Consider the following 15077-nt stretch of genomic DNA (forward strand, 5'->3'; position numbering starts at 1 on the left):
ACGTCCGGTACGACGGGGACATCCGGCACGAGGGGGGTGTCGAGCTGGACGTTGAGATGCACGACCGAGTCCCACGGGGCTGCGACCGCGTCGAGCTGGGCGACCGTGTCGATGTCGTGGGTGGTCACCAGCCCGCCGAAGATCCCGACCTGGTCGGTGGTCTGGTTGGCGCCGGTGCCACGCAGCCGGGCCGGCCGGTCGGCGGAGACGACGATCAGCCCCACGCCCGCGTGGACCGCCTCGAGGACGGCGGGGTGCAGGTTGGCGACCGCGGTGCCCGACGTCGTGAGGACGGCGGCCCGCGCGCCGGACTTGGTCAGCCCCAGCCCGAGGAAGGCGGCCGTGCGCTCGTCGATCCGGGTGTGCAGCCGCGGGCCGCCGTCCTGCTGGGCGGCGGCCCACAGCGCCATCGCGAGCGGTGCGTTGCGCGAGCCCGGCGCGACGACGACCTCCGTCACCCCCGCGCGGCCGAGCCAGGCGATGAGGGCGTCCGCGAGCGCGGCGGAGGAGTCGGTCATGAGCCCAGATCCTTCCGCAGCGCGCGCACCTCGGCGAGCCTGGCCTCCCAGTGGGCGACGCGGTCGGGCGCCGCGGCGACCCGGTCGAGCGCGACGGGGTCGACCACCGGACGTCGTACGGGCAACGCGCCGTCGACCGGCAGCAGCGAGTCGTCGACGACGTCGGCGGTGAGCAGCTGGACGGTCGCGAGCCCGCAGGCGTACGGCAGCTCGGGCAGCGCGGCGGCCAGCGCCACGCCCGCCGCGATGCCGACCGACGTCTCCAGCGCGCTCGACACGACGACCGGAAGCCCGATCCGCTCGGCGATCTCGAGGCAGGCGCGAACGCCTCCGAGCGGCTGCACCTTGAGGACGGCGATGTCGGCGGCCTCGAGGTCGCGCACCCGGTAGGGGTCCTCGGCGCGGCGGATCGACTCGTCGGCCGCGATCGGCACGTCGACCCGCCGCCGGACCAGCGCCAGGTCCTCGACCGACGCCGTCGGCTGCTCGACGTACTCCAGGCCGCTGGCGGTCCGGTCGAGCCGGCCGATCGCGTGGACCGCCTCGTCGACCGACCAGCCGCCGTTGGCGTCGACCCGGATCCGGCCGTCGGGGCCGAGCGCGTCGCGGACCGCCGCCAGCCGTTCCTCGGCCTCGGCGAGCGTCTGGCCGGGCTCGGCGACCTTGACCTTCGCGGTGCGGCAGCCGCCGGCGCGCGTGATCCGGAAGGCGCGCTCGGCGTCGACCGCGGGCACGGTGACATTGACCGGTACGACGTCCCGCACGGGCGCGGGCCACCGCCCGGAGGCGGCCTCCTCGGCGCAGCGCAGCCAGGGCTCGGCGACGTCGGCGGGGTACTCCAGGAACGGGCTCCACTCACCCCACCCGGCCGGCCCCTCGACGAGCACCGCCTCCCGGACCGTGATCCCGCGGAACCGGGTCCGCATCGGGATCGAGACGACCCTCATCGCGCCTCCTCCGCCCTCGCTCGCAGCGCCTGGCGATCGGGCTTGCCGTTGGGCAGCAGCGGGATCGCGTCGAGCCGGACCAGCTGGCGCGGCGCCCAGGCCCGGTCGTGAGCCTCCGCCACCCAGTCCCGCAGCTCGTCGAGGCTCGCCTCGCCCACGACGAAGGCGACGACGCGGTTGCCCCACTCCGGATCCTCGACGCCCAGCACCTCCGCCGCGGCCACGGCCGGATGCGCGCGCAGCCGCTCCGCCACCGCCGGCCCGGGCACGTTCAGCCCGCCGGAGACGATCACGTCGTCGACCCGGCCGAGCACGACGAGCCGGCCGTCCTCGTCGATCCGGCCGGCGTCGGAGGTGAGGAACCAGCCGTCGACCAGCACCTCGCGGGTGAGCTCGGGCTGCCCGACGTACTGGGTGAACAGGGTGGGGCCGGCGAGCCGGATCCGACCGCCCTCCCCCAGTGCGACCGCGACCCGGTCGAGCGGGTGGCCGTCGTAGACGCAGCCACCGGCGGTCTCCGCCGAGCCGTACGTCGCCACGACCCGGACCCCCGCCTCCTCCGCACGCGCCCGCAGCGCCGCCCCGATCGGCCCGCCGCCGAGGAGCACCGTGTGCGCGCGCCGGAGTGCCGCGAGGTCGGTCGGATCGGACAGCATCCGGGTGAGCTGGGTCGGCACCAGCGACACGAACCAGCCCTCGCCGTCGGGCCAGCCGTCGCGCTCGAGGAGCGTCGGCGTGTGGCCCGCGACCAGCGAGCGGGCGAGCACCTGCACCCCGGCGACGTACGTCGGCGGCAGGGTGAGCACCCACGGGCCGCTCGCGCCGAGCCGGTCGGCGGAGGCCCGCACCGACGCGAGCAGCGCCGCGCGCGTGAGCAGCACGCGCTTGGGCGCACCGGTCGACCCGGACGTCTCGACGACCAGTCCCGGCACGTCCTCGCCGTCGGTCGCGGACAGCCAGCGCCGGAGCCGCTCGACCACATCGCCGGGCTCACCGCGCACCGTCCAGAAATCCACCTGACAGACGCTACACACGGGGGCTTCGCCCCCGCGGACCGCCCGAAAACCGGTTGCGGTCCCCATGACAATGACAGGGATGAGCACTCCCGTCTCGGGCCGGGGAGCGGCGCTGCCCGCTGCCCTTCGCCGCCTGATCCCGCCCACGCCACTGTCCCGCCGGCTCGCGACCCAGTCGGTCCTGTTCTCCACCGGCGACGGCGCGTTCAACACCGGCAGCGCGGTCTTCCTGACCCAGGTGGTCGGGATGTCGGCGGCCAAGGTCGGCCTGGCGATCACCATCGCCGGCATCGCCGAGTTCCTGCTCGCCTATCCCTGCGGGCGGATCGTCGACCGGTTCGGGCCGCGGCGGATGTGGGCGCTCAGCAACCTCGGGCGGGTCGCCTGCTTCGTGGCGCTGCCCTTCGTCAGCGGCTTCGGCGAGTACGTCGTGGTGGCGGTCGTCTTCGCCGCCTTCGACTCCTCCGGCACGGCCGCGCGCAACGCCTACGTGCTCGACGTGCTGCCGGCGAAGGAGCGGGTCGAGACGCAGGCGTACATGTACTCCTCGCTCAACGTCGGCTTCACCCTCGGCGCCATCATCGGCGGCGTCGCGCTCGCCTTCGACAGCCTGACCGTGATCCGCTGGACGCCGCTCTTCACGGCCGCGCTGCTGCTCGCCAACGCCTACTGGATCACCCGGCTGCCCGCCGCGCCGCACGACCTGCGGGTCGCGAGCGGCGAGGCCCGAGTGAGGCCGACCGGGCCCGGCCCGATGCGCAACCCGGGCTGGATCCTGGTGTCCTTCTTCGTCGGCACCATGTGGACCAACCAGGTGCTGCTCAATATCGTCATCCCGCTCTGGCTGGTCGAGGCCACCGACGCTCCGCACGTGCTGCTGGCGTGGCTGTTCGGCACCAACACGGTGCTGTGCATCTTCCTGCCGGCGTACACCTCACGCGGGGTGCGGACGATGCGCGACGCGATGCGCTTCATCTGGTTCTCGGCCGGCTTCTTCGTGGTCTCGTGCCTGATCACGATGGCCACGCACTCGACGGTCGGCCTGATCACCGTCCTGCTCGTCTGGCTCGGCCATGTCACCGTGACCGGCGCCGAGCTCGCCCTGTCGGCGGCCGGCTGGGCGTTCCAGGCCGAGCTGATGGACCCGCAGCGGCGGGGTGAGTACCAGGGCGTCCGCGAGGTCTTCAGCGCGCTCGGCGGCCGCTGGGCGCCGGCGCTCTACACCTTCCTCGCGCTCTCGTGGGGCGACGCCGGCTGGCTGGTCATCGGCGGCATCATCGTGGTCGCGGCGGCGGCGCTGGGGCCGTCGGTGCGGATGGCGCAGGCGTTCGGACGGCGTACCTGGGGGCTCGAGGAGGAGCCGGTGCCCTCCGCGGCGCCCGAGCCCGTCTGAGCCGAGCCACCGCAGCCGCCGCTCGCCGCCGCTCATCCGAAGGCGCGGGCCCGGTTGCCGGCTCACCCTTGACAGCCTGTCAGCACAGGCTGTCAGTTGAGGAGGACGATCGAAAGTCGAGGTCCGATGCTGACGCAGCACTACTTCCCCGAGCTCGCCGAGCGGGTCCGCAGCCAACGCGTGCTCCAACCCGAGCTCTACGGCGACGTCGACTTCGACCGCCTGCCCTACCGGCTCACCACCGACCCCGACGTCCGGTCCGCGCTCCCCGCCTGGGTGGCGCCGCGCGAGCCGATCCTCGCCGACGAGCGCACCGTCGAGCTGATCTCGACCGCGACCATGCTCGGCGACGTCGTCGCCGACCCCTACGCCGCGCTCGTGCCGACGTACGGCGTGCCGGGGCTGATCGCCATGCTCCGCCAGGCCTGCCGCGAGGGTGTCGACGCGGTGCCCGACGCGCCCGCCGAGCTGCGCGCGCTCATCGCCGCCATGGAGGCGACCCCCGCCTGGGTCGACCGCGCGCTGGTCGAGGAGGGCGCCCGACACCTGCGCATCGGCGGCGCGCTGTTCTCGCCGTTCATCACCCGCGGCGCCTTCCTCGGCACCTTCCTCAACACCTATGCCGCGCTGCCGATGGCGCTGACCGGCGCGCTGTCGGGGCGCCGCGCCGCCGTCCGCGTCAACGAGACGGCGTCCTTCTTCGCCGAGACCACGCTGCCCCACGCGCTCGACCGCTTCGGCGTCGGCTTCGAGTCGGCGGCGATGGTGCGGCTGATGCACTCGATGGTCCGCTACAACGCGCTCAAGCGCTCCGACCGCTGGGACCTCGACGTCTACGGCGTCCCCGTCCCCCAGGTCGACCAGATGCCGGCCGGGCTGATCAACATGTACGTCCTCGCCATGACCCTCAAGCGCCAGGGCCGCACCGAGTTCACCGCGCGCGAGCGGGCGATCCTCGAGACCTGCCGGTTCCGCTGCTTCCTGCTCGGGCTGCCCGAGGAGCTGCTGCCGACCACCGCCGAGGGCATCCGCCACGTCTTCCACGCCCGTGGCGCGCTGCTCCGCGACGACTTCGACGACGCGACCTGCGGGGCGCTGGTGAAGAGCACGATGGACGCCTACCTGCGCCCGACCCGGTCGTGGTTCGACCGCGCTGCCGACTCCGTCGAACGAAGCTGGAGCAAGACGTTCTTCGTCAAGGGCTTCTGCGGCGGCGAGACCGAGCGTGCGACGCGGATGGGCGTGACGCTGAGCCGCGCCGACGTCCTCCGGGTCGCGGTCACGTCGCCGTTCATCATCGGGCGCTTCGCGCTGGCCACGGCGGCCGCTCGCCGTCCGGCGCTCCAGGGGGCCGTCGACGCCTACGTCACGCGGCTGCTCCGCAAGCGGCTGGCGACCTGGGGCAACCCCGAGTACACCACCGACGCACGGCACTACGAGCAGGCGTAGATTTCCTCACCTCATGGCTCACCTCTCGGGGCGCATCGCCCGTCTTGCCGGTCCCACCCCGCTCGTCCGCCGCCTGTCGTCGCAGTCGGTCCTCTCCGCCTTCGGCGACGGCGTCTTCCTCACCGGGAGCGCGGTCTTCTTCACCCAGATCGTGGGGCTCTCGGCCGCGCAGGTCGGTCTCGGCCTCTCCATCGGCGGGCTCGTCACCTTCCTGCTGGCGGTGCCGCTCGGCAAGCTCAGCGACCGCTACGGCGCCCGCCGGGTGTGGGCGATCGCGTCCCTCGTCGAGGCGCTCGTCTACCTCGCCTGGCTGGCCGTCGGCGGGCTGATCGCGTTCATCGCGCTGACCATCCTGCTCGAGAACGTCTCCTCGGCGAGCCGGTCCGCCCGCAACGCCTACCGCTTCGACGTCTTCCCGCGCGAGGAGCGGGTCTCGTCGAACGCCTACTTCCGCGCCGCCCGCAATGTCGGCTACACCCTCGGTGCGCTGCTCGCCGGTGTCGCGCTGGCGACCAATGACGACGGCGTGATCCGCGCGGTGCCGGTGGCGACCGCCCTCCTGCTGCTGTGCAATGCGGCGCTCGTGGCCCGGCTGCCCGCCGTCGTCCATCATGCCGAGGAGGCGCCGTTGGCCGAGGCACTCGAGGAGGCCGGCGACAAGCGCAGCGCGCTGCGCAACAAGGGCTATGTCGCGATGTCCGTCTTCGGCGGCATCCTCGGCACCCACCAGGTGCTGCTCAACGTGGTGATCCCGCTGTGGCTGGTCGAGGAGACCGACGCGCCGCGGGTGCTGCTCGCCTGGCTGTTCGGCACCAACACGGTGATGGCCGTGCTGCTCCAGGTCGCGGCCGCCCGCGGCATCACCACCGTCGCCGACTCGCTGCGCGCCCAGCGCCGGGGCGCCTTCTTCTTCATGCTCTCGTGCGCGATCGTGCTCGTCACCCACGACACCGTCGGCTGGGTGACCATCGCGCTGGTCTGGATCGGCCACGTGACGGTGACCGGCGCCGAGCTCTTCCAGTCCGCCGGCGAATGGGGCCTGCAGGCCGAGCTGGCCGACCCCGCGCGCCGCGGCGAGTACCAGGGCGTCTCCCAGCTCGGCTACACCCTCGGCACGGTCTGGGCGCCGGCGGCGTACACCTACCTGGCGATGGAGTGGGGCACGCCCGGCTGGTTCGTCATCGCCGGCATCGTGCTCGTCGCCGCGATCGCCATCCACCCGTCCGCGCGCGCCGCCGAGCGGCACCTGACCCGGATGGGCGCGACGTCCGCCCAACCTGCTTGAATCGTTCGATCATGGCTACTGCAGCGCACTGGATCGCCGGCGCCCGAGTCCGCACCCTCCCCGCGGCGGTCGCGCCGGTGCTCGTCGGCACCGCCGTCGCCGTCTACGCCGACCAGGGCGTGTGGTGGAAGGCGCTGCTCGCCGCGGTCGTGAGCCTGGCCCTCCAGGTCGGCGTCAACTACGCCAACGACTACTCCGACGGCATCCGCGGCACCGACGACGACCGGGTCGGCCCGCTGCGCCTGGTCGGCTCCGGCCTGGCCTCGCCCGCCGCGGTGAAGCGGGCGGCCTTCGTCTCCTTCGGCGTCGCCGCCGTCGCCGGCCTGGTCCTCGCCGCCACCACCTCGTGGTGGCTGGTGCTCGTCGGCGCGCTGAGTGTCCTCGCCGCCTGGTACTACACCGGCGGCAAGAAGCCCTACGGCTACCTCGGCCTGGGCGAGGTCATGGTGTTCGTCTTCTTCGGCCTGGTCGCCGTCGTCGGCACCACCTGGGTGCAGACCCAGGACTGGGGCACCTCGGGCTGGGCCGCGGTCGCCGCCGGCACCGGCGTCGGCGCGCTCGCCTGCGCGATCCTGGTCGCCAACAACCTGCGCGACATCCCCACCGACCGGGTCGCCGGCAAGATGACCCTCGCCGTCCGCCTCGGCGACCCCAACACCCGCCGCTTCTACGCCGTCCTGGTGGCGGCGTCGGCGGCCGCGGTCGTCGTCCTCGCGGCGCTCACGTCGTGGTGGGCGCTGCTCGGCCTGGGCTTCCTGCTGCCCGGCGGCGCGGCCGCGCGGATCGTGCTGGGCGGCGCGCAGGGGCCGGCGCTGATCCCGGTGCTGCAGAAGACCGGGGTGGCCGAGCTGGTCTGGGCGGTGCTGGCCGGGGTCGGCCTGGTCGTCGCGGGAGTCTGAGCAGCCGAGGCTGCGGCGGGAACGCCGGTCGAGGAGGCGTAGGGCGCGAGGAACGAGCGACGCGCTCGCGCCATCGGGGTCACGCCTCGTCGTCGTCTTCCTTCGAGCGCATCGCCTCGTACTTCTCGGAGATCCGGCCCGCCCGCTTCTCGACCTTGACCGCGAACGCGCTGCGCTGCCGCTCGAGCAGCGTGTACGACAGGACGCCGCTCACCACGAACGCGATGACGACGGCCCACACCAGCGGCACCGAGTCGGCGAAGACCGACCAGATGCCGAACACGATGAGCAGCGCGCCGAGGAACAGGCCGACGCGCAGCGCCGTGTAGATCCAGAACTCCTTCACCCATCCAGGGTAGGTGGGGGCACCGGCGTCGCCAGCATCGGGACAGGTCACCGGGGTGCGCCTACCCTGGAAGGGTGAAGCTGCTGCTCGTCGTCCTCGTCTTCGCGGCCGCGACCTACCTCGCGGTCCGCTGGATGCAGGACCGCGGGCTCGGAGGCCCGCAGACCCCGCGCCGGCCCTCGCGGCCGCGCCCGCCGGCCCGGCCCAAGGCGCCGGACGACGACGATGCGTTCCTGGCCGATCTGGAGTGGAAGCGGCGCCAGCAGGAGCGGCACCGGCCTCCGCCGGAGCCGCCTGCCGACTCCTGAGTCACCGGGGTGTGCGTCTCACCCGGCATCTCCGTCCTGCCATCGCCCGAAACCCCGACCGATCTGCCGGGTGAGACGCCGACCCGGCCGTGGCAGATCCCGCCTCAGGAGCGGTGCAGCAGTCCGACCACGCCGACCTGCGTGTCGACCACGCGCTCGAGCGAGGCGTAGGAGTGCTGACTGGTGGTCGAGAAGTAGTTGATCCCGATGAAGTTGAACCACAGGGTGCCGAGGCCGAGCAGCGCGAGCATCGCCGCCTTGCGGCCCTTCCAGCCGGCCGTGGCGCGGGCGTGCAGGTAGCCGGCGTAGACGACCCAGGTGATGAACGCCCAGACCTCCTTGGGGTCCCAGTTCCAGTAGCGGGACCAGGCCTCGTGCGCCCAGATCGGGCCGGTGATGAGGACGGCGAACGTCCAGACCGGGAAGCCGAAGGCGTGCACCCGGTAGGCGAGGCGGTCGAGGGCGGGCAGCGTGGGCACCCGGGCCAGCCAGCCGGTCAGCTCGCGCTCGGCGGCCGCGGCGCGGCGCTCGGCGCGCATCCGGACCAGGTACATGACCGAGGTGATGCCGCCGATGGTGAACGCGCCGGTGGCGATGATCGCGGAGACCACGTGGATGACGAGCCACGGCGAGTTGAGCGCCTCGGTGAGCGGCGCGACCCGGTCGTGCAGCCAGATGACGGCGATCATCAGCATCGCGACGACGAAGCCGACCACGATCGGGCCCATCCAGCCGAGGCCGAACTTCTTGTACAGCACGACGTACAGGAAGGCGACGACGAACGAGCCGGTCAGCGTGAACTCGTACATATTGCCCCACGGCACCCGGTTGGGGTCGGCGGCCATGCCCCGGCCCACGAGCGCCACGAAGTGGACGGCGCACGCGATCACGGTGAGCAGGAAGCCGAGCCGGCCCAGGAAGGCCACCCGGGCGCTCCGCGCCTCCGCGTCGGGCGCGCCGGTCGTGGCCGGCGTCTCCGCGCCGCCCGCGGCGACGAGCTCGCGGTCGCCGGCCGGCTGGCGCAGCGACGCCCACTCGGCCAGGTGGACCAGCAGGGCGATGAAGTAGACGACACCGGCCATCGCGACGGCCTGGTTGCTCAGCGACTCCCACGCGGTATTGCTCACTGACGTGCCTCCTGCAGTTGCGCGAGCAGGCCGGCGAGGACCTCGTCCATATCGCCGTTGCCCGAGCGATCGAGTACGGCGATCTCGACCCGAGTCTCGCCGGTTCCGTTCATTGTGCCCTCTGCCCCCGGTACGGCGTCCGCCGGGACCGCCCGCACCCACACCCGGCGCGGCCGGATGAACAGCGAGGCGCACAGCCCGATGAGCGCCAGGATGACGCCGATCAGGGCGATCTCCTTGCCGGGCGTCTGGCTGATCTGCACCCGGATCCACGGCTGGACGCCGTCGAAGGTGACCGAGCCGAGCCCGTCGGGCAGCTTGACCGTGTCGCCGACCTGGAGGTCGAGGCGGAACGGCTTGCCGTCCTTCTTCTTGACCTGGGTCGCCTTCGCCTTGTCGAGCACGTAGACCGACTGCGAGGCGCCGTTGTCGTAGCCGAGGTCGCCGGTCCAGGCGAGCATCGACAGGGTGGGCAGCAGGTCGTCGCCGAAGACGGTGACCGGGTTGCCGTTGACCATGTCGAAGGTCGGGTAGAAGAAGCCGTCGAAGCCGAGCTGGGGCGACGCCGCCTGCGCCTTGACGACGCCGTACGACAAGAAGCTGGCGTCCTGCGGCAGGAAGACCGTCGGCCCGGTGGTGACGACCTGGCCCTTGCTGTCGCGCACGGTGATGACCGGCGCGTAGCCGTGGCCGATGAGGAAGACGTCGGTGCCGTCGAGCTTGAGCGGGTGGTTGACCCGCAGGTCGTACTTCTTGGTCGGGCCCTCCCCGATCCGGTACGACAGCGCGGCGTCGAACTCCCGCGCCTGGCCGGCCTTGGGCCCGCTCTTGAGCCAGCTCACCGAGAACTTGTCGACGGTGAACCGGAAGTCCGCCATCTGGTCCTGCCGGAACAGCCCGCCGGGCTTGAAGTCGTCGTACTGCGTCAGGTTGTTGCTGAACGACTTGCCCTCGACGATGATCACGCCGCCCTGGTAGCCCCACAGGCCGCCCATCGCGACGCCCGCCAGCACGATCAGCAGCGACAGGTGGAAGACCAGGTTGCCGGCCTCGCGGAGGTAGCCGCGCTCGGCGGCCACGTAGTCGTCGCCGTCGCCGGCCTTGCGCAGCCGGTGGCGCCGGCCGAGCACGGTGCGGGCGTGGGCGAGGACCTCGTCGGCGCTCAACGTCGTCGAGTACGACGCCTGCACGGGCATCCGGCTCAGGTGGCGCGGCGCGGCGGGCGGCTGGGCGCGCATGCCGCGGTAGTAGACGAGCAGCCGCGGGACGATGCAGCCGACCAGCGACAGCACGAGCAGCAGGTAGACCGCGGAGAACCACGGCGAGCTGTAGACCGAGAACAGGTCGAGCTTCTCGTACCAGGGCGCCAGCTTGGGGTGGTCGGTCTTCCAGCGGGTGACGGCGAGCGAGTCGACGTCCTCCTGCGGGATGACCGAGCCCGGGATGGCCGCCAGCGCGAGCAGCAGGAGCAGCATCAGCGCGGTGCGCATCGAGGTGAGCTGGCGCCACACCCAGCGACCGAGCTCGCGGGCGTTGAGCTCGCCCGGACGACGCTCGTCGCCCCTGCGCTCCTTGTCGGCGCGCTCCTCGGACGTGGTGGTCACAGTGACACCTCGAAGCTCTGGACCAGCTGCAGCTGCAGCCACTGGACGATGTGGTTCCACCAGCCGGTGAACATCAGGACGCCGATCACGATGAGGAAGGCGCCGCCGATGCGCATGACCCACTTCTGGTGACGCCGCACGAAGCCGGTGACGGCGAGCATCCGGCGGTAGGCCAGGCCGGCGACGATGAACGGAATCCCGAGCCCGAGCGCATAGAACAGCGACAGCAGCGCTCCGCGCATGGCCGTCGCGTCGGAGAAGGTGAGCGCCGCGATGGCGCCGTACGTGGGGCCGACGCAGGGCGTCCAGCCGATCGCGAAGAGCGCGCCGATGAGCGGCGCGGCGCCGAGGCCGACCGACGGGATCTTGTGGATCCGCACGTCGCGCTGCAGCCACGGGACGACGCCGGCGAAGACCAGGCCGAGCACGACGAGCAGCAGGCCGAGGCCCATCTGGATCTCGGTGCTCCAGCGGCGCAGCGACGGCCCGAGCGAGCCGAAGGCGGCGCCCATGAGCACGAAGACGACCGCGAAGCCGAGCACGAAGAGCACCGAGCCGAGCAGCATCCGGCCGCGGCGGCGGCTCGCCTCACCGGCGGCCAGGTCGGCGCCGGACAGGCCGGTGGCGTAGGAGAGGTAGCCGGGGAGCAGCGGCAGCACGCACGGGGAGAAGAAGGAGACCAGCCCGGCGATCATCGCGACCGGCACGGCGAGGCCGAGGGAGCCGGCCACCGCCTGCTCCTGGAACCACTCAACCATCGGACTCCGCCAGGGTGTCCTCGACGAGGGTGGTCAGCGTCCCCTGGGACGGGACCGGCCCGTTGATCAGCGCCGCGACCCGGCCGGTGCGGTCGAGCACCAGCGTCGCCGGCGGCGCGTACGGCGCGTAGCGCCCCATCTTCAGCAGCGTCTCGCTGGAGGGGTCGTAGAGCGAGGGATAGTCGACGCCGCGGTCGCGCTCGAAGGCGGCCGCGTTCTCGGGCGCCAGGTCGCGGATGTTGATGCCGACGAAGGCGACCTTTCCCGCGGTCGTGCCCTTGCCGAGCTCCTTCTCGGCCCGGACCAGCATCGGCATCTCGGCGCGGCAGGGCCCGCACCCGGACCACCACACGTTGAGGACGACGACCTTGCCGCGCAGCGTCGCGAGGTCGAGCTTGTTCCCCTGGAGCGTCGTACCGGCGATGTCGACCGGCTTCTGCCGGTCGGCCTTCGCCACCTCGACCACCTGGCCGTCGCCCTTGACGTAGTTGAGGTCGCCGGTGCCGTCGATCTTGGAGCACGCGGTGGCCAGCAGGACGACGCCGAGCAGCGTCGCGGCGCGGACGGCGCGGGGAACGCGGATCATGCCGGAGGCGTCCCCTCGGGCTTGTTCTCCTCGGGCGCGTCACCGGCCGAGAAGGGCGCCGCGATGTCGCCGGTCGGGATCAGGTCGATGGCCGGCTCGTCGTAGGAGACCTGGACGATCTCCTCGCCCACGAATCCGAACGAGGTGATCGAGCACAGCGTGCACTGGCGCTTGCGCGGGTCGTGCAGGAACGAGCGGCCCTCGACGCTGAGGCGGGTGGTCCAGATCGGCAGCTGGTGGGAGACCAGGACGGCCTCGTGGCCGGCGGCGGCGCGGCGGGCGTCGTGGACGGCGGCCATCATCCGCTCGACGATCACCTTGTAGGGCTCGCCCCACGACGGCTTGAGCGGGTTGTAGAGGTGGCGCCACAGCAGCGGGTTGCGCAGCGCGTTGTTGCCCTTGCCGAAGGTCAGCCCCTCGAACCGGTTCTCCGACTCGATCACACGCGGCTCGAGGCCGACCTCGAGGCCGAGCGCGGCGGCGAGCGGCGCGGCCGTCTCCTGCGCGCGCTCCAGCGGCGAGGAGCGCAGGACGGTGATGTCGTTGCCCTTGAGCGCCTCGGCGACCCGGTCGGCCATCGCCCGGCCGCGGGTGGAGAGGTGGAAGCCGTCGCGGCGTCCGTAGAGGATGCCCTGCGGGTTGTGGACCTCGCCGTGGCGGACCAGGTGGACGACGGTGTCCGGCGTGCTCACTTCGCCGTCCCGAGCGCCTTGGCGGCCGCGGCGGCCGCGGCGGGCAGCGCGTCGAGCACCTGCTGGACCGCGCGGTCGTCGTGGGAGGACGACACGAACCAGGCCTCGAAGGCCGACGGCGGCAGGTGGACGCCCTGGTCGAGCATGGCGTGGAAGAGGGCGCCGTAGGCGGCGACGTCGGTCTGCTGCGCCTCGGCGAAGTCGGTCACCGGCTGCTCGGTGAAGAACACCGAGAACATCGAGCCGGTCGACTGGATGACGTGGGGCAGGCCGGCCGCGGTGAAGCTCTCGGCGACACCGGCGCGCAGCGCGTCGGCGACCACGCCGATGCGGGCGTAGACGGCCTCGTCGGCCGCCTCGAGCGTGGCGAGGCCGGCGGCGGTCGCGATCGGGTTACCGGACAGGGTGCCGGCCTGGTAGACCGGGCCCTCGGGCGCGAGGTGGTGCATCACGTCGGCGCGGCCGCCGAAGGCCGCGGCCGGGAAGCCGCCGCCCATCACCTTGCCGAAGGTCATCAGGTCGGGGACCCAGCCCTCGACGGCGCCGTCGGTGCCCCACTGGCCGGCCTCGGACACGCGGAAGCCGGTCATCACCTCGTCGCTGATGAACAGCGCGCCGTGGGCGCGGCAGGTCTCGGCGAGGAAGGCGTTGAAGCCAGGCGCGGGCGGGACGACGCCCATGTTGCCCGGCGCCGCCTCGGTGATCAGGCACGCGATCCGGTCGCCGTGCTCGGCGAAGGCCGCGGCGACCGCCGCGCGGTCGTTGTAGGGCAGCACCAGGGTCAGCTCGGTGGAGCTGGCCGGCACGCCCGGGGTGCCGGGGATGGAGAAGGTGGTCAGGCCCGAGCCCGCCGCGGCGAGCAGCGAGTCGACGTGGCCGTGGTAGCAGCCGGCGAACTTCACGACCACGTCGCGGCCGGTGAAGCCGCGGGCGAGCCGGATCGCCGACATGGTGGCCTCGGTGCCGGAGGAGACCAGGCGCAGCCGCTCGACGGGGGTGCGCGCGACGATCGCCTCGACCAGCGCGACCTCGCCCTCGGTCGGCGTCCCGTACGACGTACCGCGGGTCACCGCACGCTGGACGGCCTCGACCACGGCCGGGTGGGCGTGGCCGAGGAGCATCGGGCCCCAGGAGCAGATCAGGTCGACGTAGGTGTTGCCGTCGACGTCGGTCAGCCACGGTCCCGTGGCCTCACGGATGAAGCGCGGGGTGCCGCCGACGGCGTTGAACGCGCGGACCGGGGAGTTGACGCCGCCCGGCGTCACGGCACGGGCTCGGGCGAAGAGCGCCTCGGAGCCGGAGGTCAGGGGTTCGGGCACCGCGCCATTGTCGCCGATGAGGCCTAATCGACCCCCATCGCGGGGCGCTTGGGCCGCCCGCACATATCACGCAGGTCACGTTGTTCCTCGGAACGTGTGACACCCGTAACTCCGGTATGTCACGATTCGTTGGCCAAGTGTCGCGCCGACGTGACGGTCACCCCCGGTGGTCGTCACAGAGCGCCCGACGTAGAGGTGGGCGCTGAGGGAGCGGTCCACGCGAGACGGCCACGTGGCCATGGGGAGAGAAACAACGACATGTCGAGGAAGCGTCTGGGACGGCTGCAACGCGCCGCCACCATCATTCCGCTCGCTCTGCTGTCCGCAGCCTGGACCGCCTCGGTCGCCGGCATCGGCGGCGTGAGCGCGCCCACCGCGGCCGCGGACACGCCCGGTCAGGTCACCGACGGCACCAGCGTGCCGGAGGAGTCCATCGACGACCCGGCCAGCCTGTCCGACCCGGCCTCCGTCGACGGGCTCACCGACGGCAACGAGGCGGGCATCATCTCCGCGTCGACCACCAACGCGATCCCGGCGGCCGCCCTGGCGGCCTACCAGCGGGCCGAGACGGTGATCAACTCCGCCGACGAGTCCTGCAACATCACCTGGCAGCTCATCGCCGCCATCGGCCGCGTCGAGTCCGACCACGGTCGCGTCGGGGGCAACGTCCTCAACGACGACGGCGTGGCGACCCCGGGCATCTACGGCCCGGCGCTCGACGGCAAGAAGGGCACCAAGGCGATCTCCGACACCGACGCCGGCGTCTACGACAAGGACACGCAGTGGGACCGCGCCGTCGGCCCGATGCAGTTCATCCCGTCGACCTGGCA

The 15077-nt window shown here is 72.5% G+C and carries 16 protein-coding genes; 6 read left to right on the forward strand and 10 right to left on the reverse strand.

What is annotated here, in order from left to right:
* The 3 genes from AB4880_RS07250 to AB4880_RS07260 form a co-directional block, all read right to left on the reverse strand.
* On the reverse strand, window positions 1-518 hold a 518-nt coding region (locus tag AB4880_RS07250), incomplete at its 3' end, for a thiamine pyrophosphate-binding protein (protein WP_367918542.1).
* Window positions 515-1465 (reverse strand): o-succinylbenzoate synthase, encoded by a 951-nt coding sequence (locus tag AB4880_RS07255; protein ID WP_367918543.1) that lies wholly within the window; start codon window positions 1463-1465, stop codon window positions 515-517. The genes AB4880_RS07250 and AB4880_RS07255, both read right to left, overlap by 4 nt.
* Window positions 1462-2481: an AMP-binding protein gene (locus AB4880_RS07260; RefSeq protein ID WP_367918544.1), complete on the reverse strand. Its 1020-nt coding sequence runs from the start codon at window positions 2479-2481 to the stop codon at window positions 1462-1464. Before AB4880_RS07260 ends, AB4880_RS07255 begins: the two co-directional genes overlap by 4 nt.
* Before the next feature lie 79 nt (window positions 2482-2560).
* On the opposite strand from AB4880_RS07260, the gene AB4880_RS07265 reads away from it, so the two are divergent.
* The 4 genes from AB4880_RS07265 (at window position 2561) to AB4880_RS07280 (ending at window position 7507) form a co-directional block, all read left to right on the forward strand.
* Complete coding sequence (locus AB4880_RS07265) at window positions 2561-3874, forward strand: MFS transporter (protein WP_367918545.1); 1314 nt, start codon at window positions 2561-2563, stop codon at window positions 3872-3874.
* Window positions 3875-4000: 126 nt separating this feature from the next.
* Window positions 4001-5323, forward strand: a complete 1323-nt coding sequence (locus AB4880_RS07270) for a hypothetical protein (RefSeq protein WP_367918546.1) — start codon at window positions 4001-4003, stop codon at window positions 5321-5323.
* A 13-nt stretch (window positions 5324-5336) separates the two neighbouring features.
* A complete protein-coding gene (locus tag AB4880_RS07275; RefSeq protein ID WP_367918547.1) occupies window positions 5337-6608 on the forward strand; it encodes an MFS transporter in 1272 nt (423 codons plus the stop codon).
* An 11-nt stretch (window positions 6609-6619) separates the two neighbouring features.
* Window positions 6620-7507, forward strand: a complete 888-nt coding sequence (locus AB4880_RS07280; protein ID WP_367918548.1) for a 1,4-dihydroxy-2-naphthoate polyprenyltransferase — start codon at window positions 6620-6622, stop codon at window positions 7505-7507.
* Window positions 7508-7586: 79 nt separating this feature from the next.
* Here the strand turns inward: AB4880_RS07280 and AB4880_RS07285 are convergent, their stop codons facing one another.
* Entirely contained in the window at window positions 7587-7853 is a 267-nt protein-coding gene (locus AB4880_RS07285) for a DUF4229 domain-containing protein (RefSeq protein ID WP_367918549.1), read from the reverse strand.
* 74 nt (window positions 7854-7927) lie between these two features.
* Between AB4880_RS07285 and AB4880_RS07290 the strand changes: the two genes are divergently transcribed.
* Window positions 7928-8161, forward strand: coding sequence for a hypothetical protein (locus AB4880_RS07290; protein ID WP_367918550.1), 234 nt, complete (start codon window positions 7928-7930; stop codon window positions 8159-8161).
* Window positions 8162-8265: 104 nt separating this feature from the next.
* Here the strand turns inward: AB4880_RS07290 and ccsB are convergent, their stop codons facing one another.
* From ccsB to hemL, 6 genes are read right to left on the reverse strand one after another with little or no spacing between them, the layout of a single operon-like run.
* Window positions 8266-9288, reverse strand: coding sequence for a c-type cytochrome biogenesis protein CcsB (gene ccsB / locus AB4880_RS07295; protein ID WP_367918551.1), 1023 nt, complete (start codon window positions 9286-9288; stop codon window positions 8266-8268).
* Window positions 9285-10892, reverse strand: coding sequence for a cytochrome c biogenesis protein ResB (gene resB / locus AB4880_RS07300; RefSeq protein WP_367918552.1), 1608 nt, complete (start codon window positions 10890-10892; stop codon window positions 9285-9287). Before resB ends, ccsB begins: the two co-directional genes overlap by 4 nt.
* Window positions 10889-11650 (reverse strand): cytochrome c biogenesis CcdA family protein, encoded by a 762-nt coding sequence (locus AB4880_RS07305; protein ID WP_367918553.1) that lies wholly within the window; start codon window positions 11648-11650, stop codon window positions 10889-10891. Before AB4880_RS07305 ends, resB begins: the two co-directional genes overlap by 4 nt.
* The gene (locus AB4880_RS07310) at window positions 11643-12236 is read right to left on the reverse strand and encodes a TlpA family protein disulfide reductase (RefSeq protein WP_367918554.1); all 594 of its coding nucleotides are present in this window, start codon (window positions 12234-12236) and stop codon (window positions 11643-11645) included. Before AB4880_RS07310 ends, AB4880_RS07305 begins: the two co-directional genes overlap by 8 nt.
* Complete coding sequence (locus AB4880_RS07315; RefSeq protein WP_367918555.1) at window positions 12233-12928, reverse strand: histidine phosphatase family protein; 696 nt, start codon at window positions 12926-12928, stop codon at window positions 12233-12235. Before AB4880_RS07315 ends, AB4880_RS07310 begins: the two co-directional genes overlap by 4 nt.
* Window positions 12925-14247: a glutamate-1-semialdehyde 2,1-aminomutase gene (gene hemL, locus AB4880_RS07320; RefSeq protein ID WP_367918556.1), complete on the reverse strand. Its 1323-nt coding sequence runs from the start codon at window positions 14245-14247 to the stop codon at window positions 12925-12927. Before hemL ends, AB4880_RS07315 begins: the two co-directional genes overlap by 4 nt.
* Before the next feature lie 258 nt (window positions 14248-14505).
* Here hemL and AB4880_RS07325 point away from each other — a divergent pair.
* Window positions 14506-15077, forward strand: a 572-nt coding sequence (locus AB4880_RS07325; protein WP_496559909.1) for a lysozyme family protein, incomplete at its 3' end; no start/stop codon positions are given.

The organism is Nocardioides ginsengisoli, assembly GCF_039537225.1.
In the GTDB taxonomy this organism is placed as follows: Bacteria; Actinomycetota; Actinomycetes; order Propionibacteriales; family Nocardioidaceae; genus Nocardioides; species Nocardioides ginsengisoli.